At 73.7% G+C, this 15,074-nt stretch carries 14 protein-coding genes; 6 read left to right on the plus strand and 8 right to left on the minus strand.

What is annotated here, in order from left to right; translation table 11 throughout:
* Window positions 1-39: 39 nt before the first annotated feature.
* From ACIP6N_RS18405 to ACIP6N_RS18415, 3 genes are all read right to left on the minus strand, one after another.
* Window positions 40-1,377: an MFS transporter gene (locus ACIP6N_RS18405; RefSeq protein ID WP_401816889.1), complete on the minus strand. Its 1,338-nt coding sequence runs from the start codon at window positions 1,375-1,377 to the stop codon at window positions 40-42.
* Window positions 1,378-1,462: 85 nt separating this feature from the next.
* The gene (locus ACIP6N_RS18410) at window positions 1,463-2,227 is read right to left on the minus strand and encodes a glycerophosphodiester phosphodiesterase (RefSeq protein ID WP_401816787.1); all 765 of its coding nucleotides are present in this window, start codon (window positions 2,225-2,227) and stop codon (window positions 1,463-1,465) included.
* Window positions 2,224-2,892 carry a YitT family protein gene (locus tag ACIP6N_RS18415; protein ID WP_401816890.1) on the minus strand — a complete coding sequence of 223 codons (669 nt, stop codon included), beginning with the start codon at window positions 2,890-2,892 and terminating at the stop codon, window positions 2,224-2,226. The genes ACIP6N_RS18410 and ACIP6N_RS18415 overlap by 4 nt, the downstream gene beginning before the upstream one ends.
* 116 nt (window positions 2,893-3,008) lie before the next feature.
* Here ACIP6N_RS18415 and ACIP6N_RS18420 point away from each other — a divergent pair, with 116 nt between their 5' ends.
* Complete coding sequence (locus ACIP6N_RS18420; protein WP_401816789.1) at window positions 3,009-4,508, plus strand: PLP-dependent aminotransferase family protein; 1,500 nt, start codon at window positions 3,009-3,011, stop codon at window positions 4,506-4,508.
* A gap of 2 nt (window positions 4,509-4,510) precedes the next feature.
* Here ACIP6N_RS18420 and ACIP6N_RS18425 read toward each other — a convergent pair whose 3' ends face one another.
* Together ACIP6N_RS18425 and ACIP6N_RS18430 are read right to left on the minus strand one after the other, a co-directional pair.
* Window positions 4,511-6,094: a hypothetical protein gene (locus ACIP6N_RS18425; RefSeq protein WP_401816790.1), complete on the minus strand. Its 1,584-nt coding sequence runs from the start codon at window positions 6,092-6,094 to the stop codon at window positions 4,511-4,513.
* Window positions 6,095-6,133: 39 nt separating this feature from the next.
* On the minus strand, window positions 6,134-6,328 hold the full coding sequence (locus ACIP6N_RS18430) for a hypothetical protein (protein WP_401816792.1): 195 nt from the start codon (window positions 6,326-6,328) through the stop codon (window positions 6,134-6,136).
* Window positions 6,329-6,597: 269 nt separating this feature from the next.
* On the opposite strand from ACIP6N_RS18430, the gene ACIP6N_RS18435 reads away from it, so the two are divergent.
* From ACIP6N_RS18435 to ACIP6N_RS18455, 5 genes are all read left to right on the plus strand, one after another.
* A complete protein-coding gene (locus ACIP6N_RS18435) occupies window positions 6,598-6,990 on the plus strand; it encodes an ankyrin repeat domain-containing protein (protein WP_401816794.1) in 393 nt (130 codons plus the stop codon).
* Between the two features lie 196 nt (window positions 6,991-7,186).
* Window positions 7,187-8,605, plus strand: coding sequence for a HEAT repeat domain-containing protein (locus ACIP6N_RS18440; RefSeq protein WP_401816796.1), 1,419 nt, complete (start codon window positions 7,187-7,189; stop codon window positions 8,603-8,605).
* A 174-nt stretch (window positions 8,606-8,779) separates the two neighbouring features.
* Complete coding sequence (locus tag ACIP6N_RS18445; protein WP_401816797.1) at window positions 8,780-9,898, plus strand: glycosyltransferase family 4 protein; 1,119 nt, start codon at window positions 8,780-8,782, stop codon at window positions 9,896-9,898.
* A 20-nt stretch (window positions 9,899-9,918) separates the two neighbouring features.
* A complete protein-coding gene (locus tag ACIP6N_RS18450; RefSeq protein ID WP_401816891.1) occupies window positions 9,919-11,088 on the plus strand; it encodes a glycosyltransferase in 1,170 nt (389 codons plus the stop codon).
* A gap of 617 nt (window positions 11,089-11,705) precedes the next feature.
* The gene (locus ACIP6N_RS18455) at window positions 11,706-12,614 is read left to right on the plus strand and encodes an SGNH/GDSL hydrolase family protein (protein WP_401816893.1); all 909 of its coding nucleotides are present in this window, start codon (window positions 11,706-11,708) and stop codon (window positions 12,612-12,614) included.
* Between the two features lie 168 nt (window positions 12,615-12,782).
* Here ACIP6N_RS18455 and ACIP6N_RS18460 read toward each other — a convergent pair whose 3' ends face one another.
* The 3 genes from ACIP6N_RS18460 to ACIP6N_RS18470 are packed head-to-tail and all read right to left on the minus strand — an operon-like array spanning window position 12,783 to window position 15,063.
* A complete protein-coding gene (locus ACIP6N_RS18460; RefSeq protein ID WP_401816799.1) occupies window positions 12,783-13,676 on the minus strand; it encodes a biotin-dependent carboxyltransferase family protein in 894 nt (297 codons plus the stop codon).
* The gene (pxpB, locus tag ACIP6N_RS18465; RefSeq protein ID WP_401816800.1) at window positions 13,673-14,302 is read right to left on the minus strand and encodes a 5-oxoprolinase subunit PxpB; all 630 of its coding nucleotides are present in this window, start codon (window positions 14,300-14,302) and stop codon (window positions 13,673-13,675) included. The genes ACIP6N_RS18460 and pxpB overlap by 4 nt, the downstream gene beginning before the upstream one ends.
* Entirely contained in the window at window positions 14,299-15,063 is a 765-nt protein-coding gene (locus ACIP6N_RS18470; RefSeq protein ID WP_401816801.1) for a LamB/YcsF family protein, read from the minus strand. The genes pxpB and ACIP6N_RS18470 overlap by 4 nt, the downstream gene beginning before the upstream one ends.
* Window positions 15,064-15,074: the final 11 nt, after the last annotated feature.

The raw sequence follows: 15,074 nt of genomic DNA on the forward strand, positions 1-15,074 counted from the left end.
AGGCCAAACGCGTACACTACCGCCCTTTGACTTCAACGTCTAAATCCGCGCGGGTACGGGGTTGCCCGCCGCCGCGACCGCCTGTCTGATCGGCACTCTTGCCAGCAGGACGGATCCGAGGACGAAGAACACCACGAGCGAGATGATCGCGTCCCGGTAGCTGCCGGTGAGCTGATACGCGAGACCGAAGACCAGGGGCCCCAGCCAGCTCAGCCCGCGGTCGCTCATCTCGTACGCCGAGAAGTACTCCGCCTCCTTGCCGTGCGGCACCAGATGGGAGAACAGCGAGCGGGACAGCGCCTGGCTGCCGCCGAGTACCAGGCCGATCGCCGCGGCGAGACCGTAGAACCACACCGGCGCGTCCGCGGGCAGGAAGTACCCCGCCGCGAGTATCAGCGTCCAGACGGCCAGCGAGCCCAGGATGGTGCGCTTCGCGCCGTACGTCCTGGCCATGCGCCCCATGCCGAGCGCCCCCGCCACCGCCAGGATCTGCACCAGCAGCACGGCCGTGATCAGTGTCGTCTGGTCCAGGCCCAGCTCCTCGGAGCCGTAGACGGAAGCCTGGGAGATCACCGTCTGTATGCCGTCGTTGTAGACGAGATAGGCGAGCAGGAAGGACAGCGTCAGCGGGTGGCGCCGCATGTCCTTGAGGGTGTTCCTCAGCTGGCGCCAGCCCGTGCCGACGGCTCCCTCGCCGCCGCGCGGCACCGCGCGGTCGCGCAGCCGCCGCAGGGGGACCAGCGTGAAGGCGCCCCACCACAGCCCGGCCGAGGCGAGGCAGATCCTGATCGCCGTGGACTCCGAGACGCCGAACGAATCATGACCGGTGAAGAGGATGAGATTGAGGATCAGGACGAAGGCGCCCGAGGTGTATCCGAAGGCCCATCCCCGGGAAGAGACGGCATCGCGTTCCTCGGGCCCGGCTATCTGCGGCAGGAACGCGTTGTAGAGGACCATCGAGACCGACAGCGAGGCGTTCGCCACGATCAGCAGCAGGGCACCGAGCAGGTAGCGCTCCCCGTCGAGGAAGAACATCCCCAGGGTCGCGGCGGCTCCCACGTACGCGGCGACGGCCAGCAGCGGCTTCTTTTTGCCGGTACGGTCGGCCGCCGCGCCGGCCAGGGGCATCAGCAGCACCGCCACCACGACCGATACCGAGACGGAGTACGCGAAGACCGAACCGGCCCGCACGGGTATGCCCAGCGGATGGACGAAGCCGTCGGCGTCGGCCGCCGCCTTCGCCACCGCGGTCAGATACGGGCCCAGGAACACCGTGAGCACGCTCGTCGAGTAGACGGACGACGCGAAGTCGTAGAAGTACCAGCCGCGCTGCTCGCGCACCCGGTCCTTCGCCGCTCCGGCCGGCCCGTCGGTCATGTCCACCGTGCCGGCGCTCACCCGCGTCCCCCCGCTCTCCCCGTACGAAGCGCCCGAGCCGGGCGGGCCGTGTCGTGACGCGGCCTCAATTCCAGACTCCCCGCTCGGTGAACACCGTGCGCAGCGTCTCCAGATCATCGGTCATGATGCCATCCACGCCAAGATCCAGAAGCTCCGAGATCCGGTCCGCCTCATTGACCGTCCAGACATGGACCTGAAGGCCCCGGGCATGTGCCGTCCTCACGAAGCGCTCGTCCACCACCCGGATGCCGTTCTGTTCCACGGGAACCTGTGCGCACACGGCGCCCGCGCGAACGGGGAAGGGGATCCGGTACGAGCGCAGCCGCAGGCCGAGTACGCCACGTACGCCGTAGGACGTGGCCAGCCCCGGCCCCGCGAGGCGGTACGCGGCGCGCACTCTCGCCTCGGAGAAGGAGCCCACGCACACCCGGTCCCAGCTGTCGGTCCTGCGGATCAGTTCGACCAGCGGGACCAGGGCGGGAAGGGCCTTGATGTCGACATTCCAGCGGGCCTCCGGGAACTCCTCGAGCAGATCCTCGAAGAGCGGCGGCGGCTCGTTGCCCCCGACCCTGGCCCGGCTCACCTCCGACCAGGGCAGATCGGCGATCCGGCCCCGGGCGTCGGTCACCCGGTCCAGGGTCGCGTCGTGGAAGGCGACGAGCCGGCCGTCGGCGGTGGCGTGCACATCGGTCTCGAAGTAGCGGTACCCGAGACCGGCCGCACGGCGGAAGGCGGCGGCGGTGTTCTCGATCCCGTGCGCCGCGCCGCCCCGGTGGGCGAACGGGATGGGGGTCGGGTGGTCGAGGTAGGGATGGCGTCCAGAAGTCACGGGCGCAGTATGGCCTGCTCCGGTGACCCGGCGGCGACGGCCGCGCTGCCGCTCCGCGCCGCGGGGATGGCGAAGACGCGCAGGAAGAGCTGGGCGAGCGGGCCGATCGCGAGCGCGTAGAGCACCGTTCCGATCCCCAGTGAGCCGCCGAGCGCGAAGCCGGTGGCGACGACGGCGACCTCGATCGCCGTACGGACGAGCCGGAGCGACCGGCCGGTCAGCCGGTGCAGGCCGGTCATCAGGCCGTCACGCGGTCCCGGCCCGAGGCGCGCCGCTATGTAGAGGCCGGTGGCGGCGCCGTTGAGGACGATGCCGGCGATCAGCAGGCCGGTCCTGGCCACGAGACCGTGCGCGTCGGGTACCAGCGCGAGCGTGGCGTCCAGCGCGACGCCGACCGCGAAGACGTTGGAGACCGTGCCGAGTCCGGGACGCTGCCGCAGCGGTATCCACAGCAGCAGCACGACCGCGCCCACCACGACCGAGACCACGCCCATCGAGAGCCCGGTCAGCTCGGCGAGCCCCTGGTGGAGCACTCCCCACGGTTCGAGGCCGAGGCCGCCCCTGACCATCAGCGCCGAACTCGCCCCGTACAGCGCGAGACCGGCGTACAGCTGGACGAGGCGGCGGGGGAGACGGATGCCCCGGAGGCCGGAGGTGAGGGACATGGCGGTTCTGGACATGGTGGTTCCCCCTGGTGGCGAAAGTGGACTGGCGCATGTCACTCTGTGGCTGGCTGACAGACGTCAACCATGGCCAATTCGGTGAAGGTGGACTGAATTCCATGACCCAGTGGACTTCGGCGGTCGGGGCCGCCCAGCTCGCTCGGCAGCTCAAGGCCCAGCAGACCGGGCCCGCCGGCCCCGGCACCCGCAAGCCGCCGGCCTACCGGGCGCTCGCCGACGGGATCCGGCTGCTCGTCCTCGAAGGGCGGGTCCCGGTCGCCGCCAGGCTCCCCGCCGAACGCGAACTGGCCCTCTCGCTCTCCGTCAGCCGGACGACCGTGGCGGCGGCCTACGAGGCGCTGCGCGCCGAGGGGTTCCTCGAATCCCGCAGGGGCGCGGGCAGTTGGACCTCCGTACCGGCGGGCAAGCCGCTGCCCGCGCGCGGGCTCGAACCCCTGCCGCCAGAAGCGCTCGGCACGGTCATCGACCTCGGCACCGCCGCGCTGCCCGCCCCCGAGCCCTGGCTCACCCGCGGCGTCCAGGGCGCGCTGGAGGAGCTGCCGCCGTACGCGCACACCCACGGTGACTACCCGGCAGGGCTGCCCGCGCTCCGGCGCCAGCTCGCCGAGCGGTACACCCGGGCCGGCATCCCGACCATGCCGGAGCAGATCATGGTCACCACCGGCGCGATGGGCGCGATCGACGCGATCTGCCATCTCTTCGCGGGCCGCGGCGAGCGCATCGCGGTGGAGTCACCCTCGTACGCCAACATCCTCCAGCTGATGCGTGAGACGGGCGCCAGGCTGGTGCCCGTCGCCATGGCGGAGGGCCTGGCCGGCTGGGACCTGGGCCGCTGGCGCCAGGTGCTGCGCGACGCCGCGCCCCGGCTCGCCTACGTCGTCGCCGACTTCCACAATCCGACGGGCGCGCTGGCCGACGAGGACCAGCGGCGGCAGCTCGTCGACGCGGCACGCTCGGCGGGCACGATGGTGGTGGTCGACGAGACCATGACCGAGCTGCGGATGGACGCGGACCTGGACATGCCGGGGCCCGTCTGCGCCTTCGACCCGTCAGGCAGCACGGTGGTGACGGTCGGCTCCACCAGCAAGGCGTTCTGGGCGGGCATGCGGATCGGCTGGGTGCGTGCGGCGCCCGACGTGATCCGCTCACTGGTCGCGGCGCGCGCGTACGCCGACCTCGGCACCCCGGTGCTCGAACAGCTCGCCGTCAACTGGCTCATGCGGACCGGCGGCTGGGAGGAGGCGGTCGGCCTGCGCCGGGCCCAGGCGCGCGGCAACCGCGACGCGCTGGTGGCGGCGGTCCGCAGGGAGCTGCCGTCGTGGGAGTTCGACGTACCGCGCGGCGGCCTGACGCTGTGGGTGCGGACCGGCGGGCTCTCGGGCTCGCGCCTCGCCGAGGCCGGCGAACGCGTCGGGGTGCGGGTGCCCTCGGGGCCGCGCTTCGGTGTCGACGGCGCGTTCGAAGGGTACGTACGGCTGCCGTTCACCGTGGGCGGGGCGCTGGCCGACGAGGCGGCGGTCCGGCTGGCGGCGGCCGCGCGTCTGGTCGAGACGGGCGCGCGCACCGGCACGGACACACCGCGTACGTCCGTCGCCTGACGTCACCCCTCGGCCGGCACCCGCTCCTCGACCGGGACCCGCTCGCCCTCCGGTACCCGCTCCTTGGCCGCCGCGAGCGGCACGTGCAGCTCGGGCAGCAGGTCCCGGACGGCCTGCCGGTGCGCCTCGCTCGTGGCGTCGTCGTACGGGTCGGGCGTCGCCGGGACCTGGAGCCTGAGCACCGGCCCCGTGCCGAGCCGCGCGTAGCCCCGGCCGGGCGGGACGTCCGGCGTGGGCGTGGTGTGCGGCGGTGCTCCGAGCACCGCCTCCACCAGCGGGCGCGTCGCGGGGCCGAGCACGACCCGGGCGCGGGTGTGCGTCAGGACGGTCTTGTCGAGCGCGTCCAGGCTTTCGAGCTGATCGGCCACGACGACGGTCACCTGCGCTGCCCGGCCGTGCCGCAGCGGTACGTGCAGCAGCTCCTGGGGGTCGGGCCGCCCGTCGAGGGCCGCGATATGGCTGAAGACGGTGGGCCGGTCCACCAGGATCCACAGCGGCCTTCTGACGTCGTCGGGCGCGGGGTGCCCGGCCTGCTTGGCGCGGTTGGCGGAGACCAGCCGCCGCTCCGTCTCGTGCGCGGCCCATTCGAGGCTGGAGAGCGCGCCGGAGAGCCCGCTCTCCACGGCCAGTACGCCCGTACGCCCCGACAGGCAGGCGAATTCGCCCGCGCCGCCGCTCTCCACGATCAGTACGTCACCGTGCTGGAGCGCCTGGAGGGCGAGGGAGCGCAGCAGTGTGGTGGCGCCGCTGCCCGGCTGGCCCGCCACCAGCAGATGCGGCTCGGTGGAGCGCGGACCCGTGCGCCAGATCACCGGGGGCGCGTCCCGGTCGTCCTCGCCGTCCGTGACCGGCACGGTGCGCTGCACCGTGCCGCCGTCGGTGAAGCCGAGCACCGTCTCACCGGGGACGGTGACGAAGTGCTGGGCCGCGACGGAGGTGGAGAGCGGCGGCAGGACGCTCAGGGCGAGCTGATTGCCCTCCTCGTCCCAGTCGAACAGGTACTCACGGCCGCGCCCCGACTTGGCGTGCAGCAGCGCTTCGATCCGGGCGCGCGCCTCGGGGTCGCCGTCGGTGAAGTAAGGGGGATACGTGATCCGGAGCCGGGTGAGCCGTCCGTCACCGTCGAACGCGTGCTCGCTGAACGCGGTGCTCCAGTCGCCGCCGTGGGCGAAGAGCGGGCCCGGGTCCTCCGGTACGGAGAAGTACGGCACCAGCGCGTCGTAAAGGGACTGAAGCCGCTTCGTCTGCGCCTCGCCGGGGCCGGCGGCCGCGGGCGCACCGCCACGTCCTTTCCAGGCGGCCGCGGCCATCACCGTGATCACGACCAGGGCGGGGCCGTAGGGGATGAGCGCGACCACCGGGACGCAGGCCGCCACCAGGAACAGCGCGGGGCCGCGCCGCTCCTTGGGTGTGGCGGCCCACTTCTGCCGGCCTGCCCTGGCCAGCAGCCGCAGACCACGGGAGACCGTGATCAGTGGATGGAGCACGTCGGTGGCGCTGTCGGCTGCTGTCCTGGCCATCTCGCGGCTGCGCGCGATCTGCGCACTGCCGCTGGTCAGAATGCGGGGGAGTGGTCGCCGGGCCACATCGGTCTCCTGAGGGTGCGGAAGGGATGGAAGGGAAGGTCAGAACTTGATCCCGCCCAACAGACCGGCGAGGCTCGCGCTGCCGGCCGTGATGCTCGGAGCGATCGCCGTGCCGGCCAGATAGAAGCCGAAGAGCACGCTGACGCAGGCGTGAGAGGGCTTGAGGCCGTCTTTCCTGAAGAAGAGGAAGACGATGACGCCGAAGAGCATCACGCCTGAGATGGACAGGATCATGGGGATTCTCCTGGTTGAGGGGACAGTCACCATGAGTTCTTCCAGGATTACGGCAAGTATCTATGGGGCTTAAGGTGTAAATGGGTGAAATACTGAGGATTTCACTGCATCGGCCCACGTGGCGACACCTCTCGGGTGGCGAAAACGCGGGCTGGAGCGTGTAGGGCTACCGGGCGGTACCCGGGCTACCGGGCAGTACCCTGTCGATTCACTCGTACGGTGCGGCTGCCCGTGCGGAGCAGGTCAACGATGTGAAAGGCGGTCCACCGATGAGCGACGCCCTGGATCCCGCGGTGATCGAACTGGCGACGAGGATCTTCGATCTCGCGCGCAGCGGGGAAACGGAGACGCTGGCCGCGTACGTGGATGCCGGAGTGTCCGCGGACCTCTCCAACGACCGGGGTGACTGCCTCGTCATGCTCGCCGCCTACCACGGCCACGCCGGCGCGGTACAGGCCCTGTTGGAGCGCGGCGCCGACCCGGACCGCGTCAACGACCGGGGGCAGACCCCGCTCGCGGGTGCCGTCTTCAAGGGGGAGGACGCGGTGATCCGCGCGCTGATCGCCGGCGGCGCCGACCCGGCGGCCGGCACGCCCTCGGCGGTGGATACCGCAAGGATGTTTGGGAAGACAGACCTCCTGGAGCTGTTCGGAGCCCAGTGAGGGAGGCGTCGTAAATGTGGTCGCGGTGGCGAAATGGGTGGGTCATCATGACGTCGGGCCTGCAAGGGGCCACCGACGAGAGGCAGCGAAAGATGGTCTACACCAAGCGCACGACGACAGTCGGACGATCATGTTGCCGCGCGGCCTAGGTCAAAACTCCCCGGTTGCGTCGACAGCTTGATGTGAGGCTTTCCACATGTTCGATCCAGTCATAGCGCCGAGCGGCACGCTGCTCGGCCTGCTGCAGAGGGGCCGCGGTGACGGCACACTGCACGCGCTCGCCGCGCCCCGCGCGGAGGCGCTCGCCGCCCTCAACCACTGCGTGCTGAACGACCCGCGCCACGACTGGCAGGTCGAGAACCGCTCGCTGTATTACGCCCGCCTCTATCTGGATCTCCACGGTGATCTCGACGCCGTCGATCACCACCTCTTCCACGCCGAGGACCACCTCGATACCGACGAGTCACGGACCGGGCTCGCCCTCGCCGTACTGGGCCACCTCGCCTCGTACGGCAGGGACGACGCACTCCTGTTGCTCCGGCGGTACGCGGCGGCCGGTGCCAACTGGGCATGGGCGCTGGACGAGCTGGCGCTGCGCGACGACGACGCGGGGCTGCGCGCCCTCGCCGCTCCCGTCCTCGCCCGGTTCCCCGCCACCCCCGAGGGCGACACCGAGCTGGCCGCGGTCGTACGGGACGCCTACGAACCCCGGCCCTGGCGGCTGTGGGCCGACGATCCCAGGGCGGCCATCGGCGCCCGGATCAAGGCAGCCGGTGAACAGGGCTCCTTCGACCGCTGGCAACGCCAGATGCGCCCCACCGGGCCCCGGCCCGGCTGGAGCGTGCAGGCCGTCTTCGACTGGGCGCAGCAGGCGCTCGAACGCGGCAGCGTGCTGCACGTACCGGCCGCCCGCTGCCTCACCGCCGTCGCGGGACCCGAGGACCGGCGGGCGATCGTCGAGGCGGCGGCCGGCGGCCCCGACGGCGCCCGGTGCGCGGCGCTCCACTACCTGGCGGAGGTGGGCGATCCGGCCGTCCTCGACCTGATCGAGGCCGCGGCCCTCGGCGCCGACCGCACCGTCGCCGACGCCGCCATCGCGGCTTTCGAGCGGATGTGCGGCGCCGCGGCCGTCGACCGCGCGCGGAGCTGGATCCACCGTCCCGACGCGCTCGGAGCGTCCGCCGCCGGCGTCCTGGCCGCCCGGGGCTCCACCAAGGACACCGAGCTGGTGCTCGGCGCGCTGCGCGAGACCGTGCGTGCGGAAGGGCCCGACGCCCCCCTGCTGTGGACCCTGGCCGACGGCGCGGGACGCCTCGGCATCATCTGCGCCGCGCCCGTGCTGCGCCACGTCTACCGCGAGACCGCCTCCTCGCACCTGCGGGGCCGCGCCGCCAGGGCGCTCGCCGCCACCGACCCGTCGTACGCCACCGGGTTCGCCGTGGAATGCCTCTGGGACTGCGAGGAGACCACCAGGGAGGTCGCGGCGCTGCACGCGGAGACCGCGGACGTCCGTGTGGCGGAACAACTGCGGCGGCTGGCCGCGGACCCGGCCGAGGAGGCCGAGGTGCAGACCGCCGTACGCAGCAGGATGGGGCCCGACACCGCGGCGCGGTGACCGTGCGGAGACGCCGGGCCGCTGCCGCCGGAGCGAGGTGCGCGAGTGCCCCGGGGGTGTTCGCTCCCGGTTTCGTACCCCTGGGACCGGCCGAAGTCAGATGCTCACGGGACGTTTCCCGTGCGGCAAGATCGACGTTGGCGGGGACACGTCCCGCAGGACGACAACACGGGTATGCGTGTCGTCATTGTCACCGAGTCCTTCCCGCCAGACGTCAACGGCGTAGCCCACTGCGCCCTCCAGACCGCACGGCACCTCGCCGCCCGCGGTCACGATCCGCTCGTCATCGCCCCGGCGGTGGCCTCGGACGGTGAACTGGAGCCGCCGTGCCCCGTGGTACGCGTCCCCTCCCTCCCCCTCCCCGGCTATCCGCAGGTACGAGTGGCGCTGCCGAGCCGGCGGGTCGCGGCGACCATCGCCGCGCACCGCGCCGAACTCGTCCACCTGGCCAGCCCCTTCGTGCTCGGCAACAGAGGCATGACGGCCGCCACCCGGCTCGGCCTGCCCGCCGTCGCCGTCTACCAGACCGACCTGGCCGGCTACGCGCGCACCTACGTGGGCGCGGGCGAGGCCGCCGCGTGGCGCCGGATCCGTACGGTCCACAGCGCAGCCGACCGCACCCTCGCGCCGTCGAGCGCGGCCGTCCGTGACCTCACCGAGCACGGCGTACCGCGCGTCCGGCTCTGGCAGCGGGGGGTGGACACCGTACGGTTCCGCCCCGAGCTGCGTGACGAGGCGCTGCGCCGGAAGCTCGCTCCCAACGGAGAGCTGATCGTCGGATACGTCGGCAGGCTCGCGCAGGAGAAGCACGTCGAACTCCTCTCCGAGGTCTGCGAACTGCCCGGCGTACGGGTCGTGATCGTGGGCGACGGACCGAGCGAGCCGCTGCTGCGGACCGCGCTGCCCGGCGCGGTCTTCCTCGGCCGCACGACCGGAGACGAACTGGCGCGCACCTTCGCCTCGTTCGACGTGTTCGCCCACACCGGGCCCTACGAGACGTTCTGCCAGACCGTGCAGGAGGCCATGGCGAGCGGCGTACCGGTGGTCGCGCCCGCGGCCGGCGGTCCGCTCGACCTCGTCGACCACGGGCGCACGGGACTGCTCGTGCCCCCGCACGACGCGCGGGCGGTCGCCGACGCGGTACGGGACCTCCAGGCCTCACCCGCCGTGCGCGCGACCTACGGACGCGCGGCACGGACCACCGTCGAGGGCAGGACCTGGGCCCGGGTGGGCGACCAGCTGATCGACCACTACACCGAGGTGCTGGGCGCCCGCATGGCGGTGGTCGCGTGAGCGCCCTGCGGATCGTACGGATGGCCAACTTCGTCACGCCCTCCTCTGGCGGCCTGCGCACCGCGCTCCAGGAGCTGGGGCGCGGCTACCTGGCGGCCGGGCACGACCCGGTGCTGATCGTGCCCGGGGAGCGGATGTCAGACGAGCGGACCCCGCAGGGCCGGGTGATCACCGTGCCGGGGCCCGTGCTGCCCGGCACCGGCGGCTACCGGGTGCTGACCGCGAAGCGGCGCGTACGGGAACTGCTCGAATCGCTCGAACCCGACCGGCTCGAGGTATCCGACCGGACGACCCTGCGCTGGACCGGGGAATGGGCGCGCCGCAACCGTGTCCGGTCGATGATGGTGTCCCACGAGACGGCCGACGGCGTCCTGCGCACCTGGGGCGTGCCCGGCGCGGCGGCCGGCCGGGCCGCGGACCGCCTCAACACGCGCAGCGCGTGGTCGTACTCACGGATCGTGTGCACCACCGAATGGGCGGAACGCGAGTTCCTGCGCATCGGCGCGCACAACGTGCTGCGCGCACCCCTGGGCGTCGACCTGGCCCGCTGCACGCCGGACCGGCGCAGCACGGCCCTGCGCGAGCGGTACGCGCGGGGAGCGGACGTCCTGCTGCTGCTCGGCTCCCGGCTGTCGGTGGAGAAACGGCCGGGGACCGCGCTCGACGCGCTGGCGGAGCTGCGCGCGCGGGGCGTACGGGCGGTGCTGGTGGTGGCGGGCGAGGGTCCGCTGCGCGCCGGCCTGGTCCGGCGCGCCCGCGCCCAGCAGCTGCCCGCGCTGTTCCTCGGACACGTCGGCGACCGGGGCGCGATGGCCGATCTCCAGGCGTCGGCCGACATCTGCCTGGCTCCGGGCCCGGCGGAGACGTTCGGCCTCTCGGCCCTGGAGGCGCTGTCCTCCGGCACACCGGTCGTCGCGAGCGCGTCCTCCGCGCTGCCCGAGGTGATCGGGGACGCGGGCATCGCCGCGCCGGACAGCGGAGCGGCGTTCGCCGACGCGGTGCAGGAACTGCTGACCCGGCCGGAGGCGGACCGCCGGGAGGCGGCGAGGGCGCGTGCGGAGCTGTTCGGCTGGGATCACTCCGTCACGGCCTTCCTGGACGCCCACGAGGCTCCGGTACTCCGCCCCCTGACGCCGTCGGATCCGGCGGGACAGATACGGGAGCGGCGCTCCGGCGGAGAGCCGCGATGACGTCGCCGGCGGAGGAGGCGCAGACGCAGGAGACGCGGCCGTTGGAGGCGCGGCCGGTGGAGACACGTCCGGTGGAGGCGCGGCCGCTTGAGGCCGGTCCTGCTGTCGACATCCGGACGGGCCAGGGCGACCGCGTCGTGTGGACCGGCGGGAGCGTTACCGGCGCGTCCGGCCGGCCGTCCGACGGGGAGGGCCTGGGCGCGCCGTCCCCGGGGACGGGCCGGGCGCCCGGGACGGCGGCAGGCGTGGTCGCCTGGATGCGCGAGGCGACGGGGGAGACCGCGTCTGCCGCGGAGGCGAAGGGGGAGAAGACGTCCGCCGCGCCGCCCGTACCCGTCGTTCCCGGATCGCTGGCTGTGCTGCCCGTTCCCGCGCCGAGTGCGCTGACGGTCAGTGTGGTCCCGGCGGCGCCGGCCGGACCGCCCGTCTCCGAGCTATCGGCCGAACCGTCCGTTTCCGAGCCGGTGGCTGGGCTGCTCGCGCCGCTGAGCGCGCTGCCGGTCAGCGTGGTCCCCGCACCGCCGGCCGGACCGCCCGTCTTCGAGGCGCCGGCCGGACCGCCCGTTCCCGCGCCGGTCGCGGACCGGGCGGGGCGCGCGTACGCCCGGACCCGACCCCTGCGGTTCGCCGCGCTCGGGGACTCCCTCACCGCGGGCATCGGCGACCCCGTCGACGGCGGGTGGCGGGGCTGGGCCGCGCTGCTCGGGGGCGGTGACGGCGGGTCCGGCGGAGGGGACGCGGCCGGTGAACCGGAAGTGCTGTTCCGCAACTTCGCCGTCAGCGGGGCGCTGACCCGGGACGTCGACGAGCTCCAGAGACCCGAGGTCATCAGCTTCGGTGCCGACATCGCGGCCGTCGTCGTCGGCGTCAACGACACTCTGCGCCGCGCCTTCGACATCCAGGATCTCGCCCGGCGCCTCGACCGGGTCCTCGGCGACCTCGCCGCGCACGGCACCCTGCTGCTGACCGCCTGCCTCCCCGACCCCGGCAGCATGCTCGCGCTGCCCGCGCCCCTGGCCAGGCCGCTGGCCCGCCGTCAGCGCGCGGTCAACGCCGTCGTGCACGCCCTCTCCGCGCGCTACGACTCCGTCCACCTGCACATGTCGGACGCCTCCTGGGTCGCCGACCGTTCGCTGTGGAGCGCCGACCGGCTGCATCCGGGGCAGCGCGGACACCGCATGATCGCGCGGCGCTTCCACGCCCTGCTCGCAGAGCGCGGTGTGGATCTCGGTCCGCCCCCGGCGCTGGAGTCCGACCAGCCCGCGCCGACCCGGACCGCGTCGCTCCTGTGGCTCGCCACGGCCGGGACCGGCTGGGTGATCAGGCGGTGCGACGACCTGCTGCCGGAACTGCTGCGGCTGGCGGGCGACGAGATACGGCACCGGGCCCGCGGTACGAGCGCGCGCCTCGACCTGCGCGCCGAGCAGGCCCTGTCCCGGGCGCTCGCGGCCCTGACTCCGAACACCGGGCTCCCGGGAATGGGAGGAATGGGCCCGGGGCTCGGGGCGGCCGGAACACGGGAGTGAGCGTGGTCCCGTCTCCTTGACCAGCGGCCCTGCCCGGCGCGCGGCTCCGTCCTGGCACCGGCACCGGCACCGGCACCGGTCCCGGCACGGGAACCGCGGCGCGCGCGGCTCTGCCTCGGTACGGGTCCCCGCTCACCGTCGTGTCGCGCGTCACCGTCGCGTCGCCCCTCACCGCCGCGTCGCCACGAACCGCACCGGCGTGCCCGGCGCTGCCTGGGCCATCGCCGCCAAGTCCCGTTCCCGGACCACCGCGACGACCGGATAACCGCCGGTCGTCGGATGGTCCGTGAGGAAGACCAACGGCCTGCCGTTCGAAGGCACTTGCACAGCCCCGGCCACCATCCCCTCGCTCGGCAGCTCGTCGTGCACGGCGCGCTCCAGCGCGGGTCCTTCCGTCCGCATCCCGATCCGGTTGCTCTCCGACGAGACGCGGAAGACGCCCGTGGTCAGAGTCCGGAGCGCGTCCGGCGTGAACCAGTCGTCGCGCGGGCCGAGCCGTACCCGCAGCGTCAGTTCGGTGGCGGGCGCGCGCCACGGCACGCCGTCGACCGGGGGCGGCGGGCCCGCCGGCGCGCCCAGCGGCAGGACGGTTCCTTCCCGCAGCGGCGCGGGACCGAGCCCCGACAGCAGGTCCGTGGACCGGCTGCCGAGCACGGGCTCCACGGAGACGCCACCGCCGAACGCCACGTAACCGCGCACCCCGGAGGTCGCCGTCCCCACCTCCACCACGGCGCCCGCGGCGACCCGTACCGAGGCGCCCCAGGCCACCGGCCGCCCGTCGACCGACACGGCGCACGGCGCGCCGCCCACGGCCATCGTGACGGCGTGCGCCGGCCGTACCGCGCAGCCGTCGAGTGTCGTCTCCAGAGCCGCCGCGCCCGGCGGATTGCCCACCAGCCGGTTCACCAGCCGCAGCGCGGGCAGGTCGAGGGCCCCCGAGCGCGGCACGCCCAGATGGGCGTGGCCCACGCGCCCGAGGTCCTGGACGGTGGTCAGCGCGCCCGCCCGCACGACCGTGAGCGTCCGGTCCTGACGCGGCGCCCGGCCGTCTCCGTATGTCATAGGACCGCCCCCGCCGACCGGGCCGTGAACCGCACGCGCGTCCCCGGCCCCAGCAGCGCCGCCGGGTCGCGCGCGGAGTCCCACAGGACGGCGTCCGTCGTCCCGATCAGCTGCCACCCGCCCGGGGAGGAGCGCGGATACACGCCGGTGTACGGCCCCGCCAGACCCACCGAACCGGCCGGAACCGACGTACGCGGCGAGGGCCTGCGCGGCACGGCGTACCGCTCCGCGAGGCCCGTGAGGTAGCCGAACCCGGGCGCGAACCCGCAGAACGCGACCCGGAATTCGGCCGCCGAGTGGATCCGTACGACCTCCTCCTCCGACACTCCCCACAGCGCCGCGACCTCCGGCAGGTCCGGTCCGTCGTACCGCACGGCCAGCTCCACGGAATCGGCCGCGCGCACGTCCGGCGGCGGCAGCACCCAGCTCTCCAGACGCGCGGCGAGACCCGCCGGATCGGCGAGGCCGTCCAGCAGCACGGTGCGTGCGGCGGGCACGATCTCGCGCAGCGCGGGCAGCGTGCCCGCGGCGCGGCGGCGCAGCAGTTCGGCGTGGAGCGCCGCCGTCTCCTCGGCGCTGTCCAGCTCGACGAGGAGCGCGCGGTCGCCGACCGGGAGCGTCCTCATACGAACGCCTCCACGCGCACCCCGGCCGCCTCCAGTGCTTCGCGTACCCGGCGGGCGAGTTCGACCGCGCCGCGGGTGTCCCCGTGCAGGCAGAGCGAGCGCGCCCGGACGGCGACGGGCCGGCCGTCCAGGGAGTCCACCGTGCCTGAGGTGGCCAGCCGCACCGAACGCTCCACGACGGCCGCCGGGTCGGTGATCACCGCGCCGTCCTCGCCGCGTGGCACCAGCGTGCCCCGCGCGGTGTACGCGCGGTCGCCGAACGCCTCGGTGACGACCGGCAGCCCGGCCCTCCCGGCGGCGGCGTGCGCCCGGGAGCCCGGCAGCCCGAGCACCGGCAGCCGCCCGCCGGCCAGCCTGACGCCCTGGACGACGGCCTCGGCCTGCTCGTCGTCGTGCACGATCCGGTTGTAGAGCGCGCCGTGCGGTTTGACGTACGCGACCTCGGCGCCCGCCGCCCTGGCGAACACCTGGAGCGCGCCGATCTGGTATGCCACCTCCGCTGCCAGCTCGTCCGGCGGGACGTCCATGGAGCGCCGCCCGAAGCCCGCCAGATCGCGGTACGAGACCTGCGCGCCGATCCGTACGCCGCGCTCGGCGGCCCAGGCGCAGACCCGCCGCATGGTGGCCGGGTCCCCGGCGTGGAAGCCGCAGGCGACGTTGGCGCTGGTGACGACGGAGAGCAGCTGCTCGTCCTCGGTCAGCCGCCAGCGGCCGAAGCCTTCACCGAGGTCCGCGTTGAGATCGATGGCCACCGGGGTCATGGAGTCACCTT

Source organism: Streptomyces sp. NPDC088725 (genome assembly GCF_044751305.1).
Classification (GTDB): Bacteria; Actinomycetota; Actinomycetes; order Streptomycetales; family Streptomycetaceae; genus Streptomyces.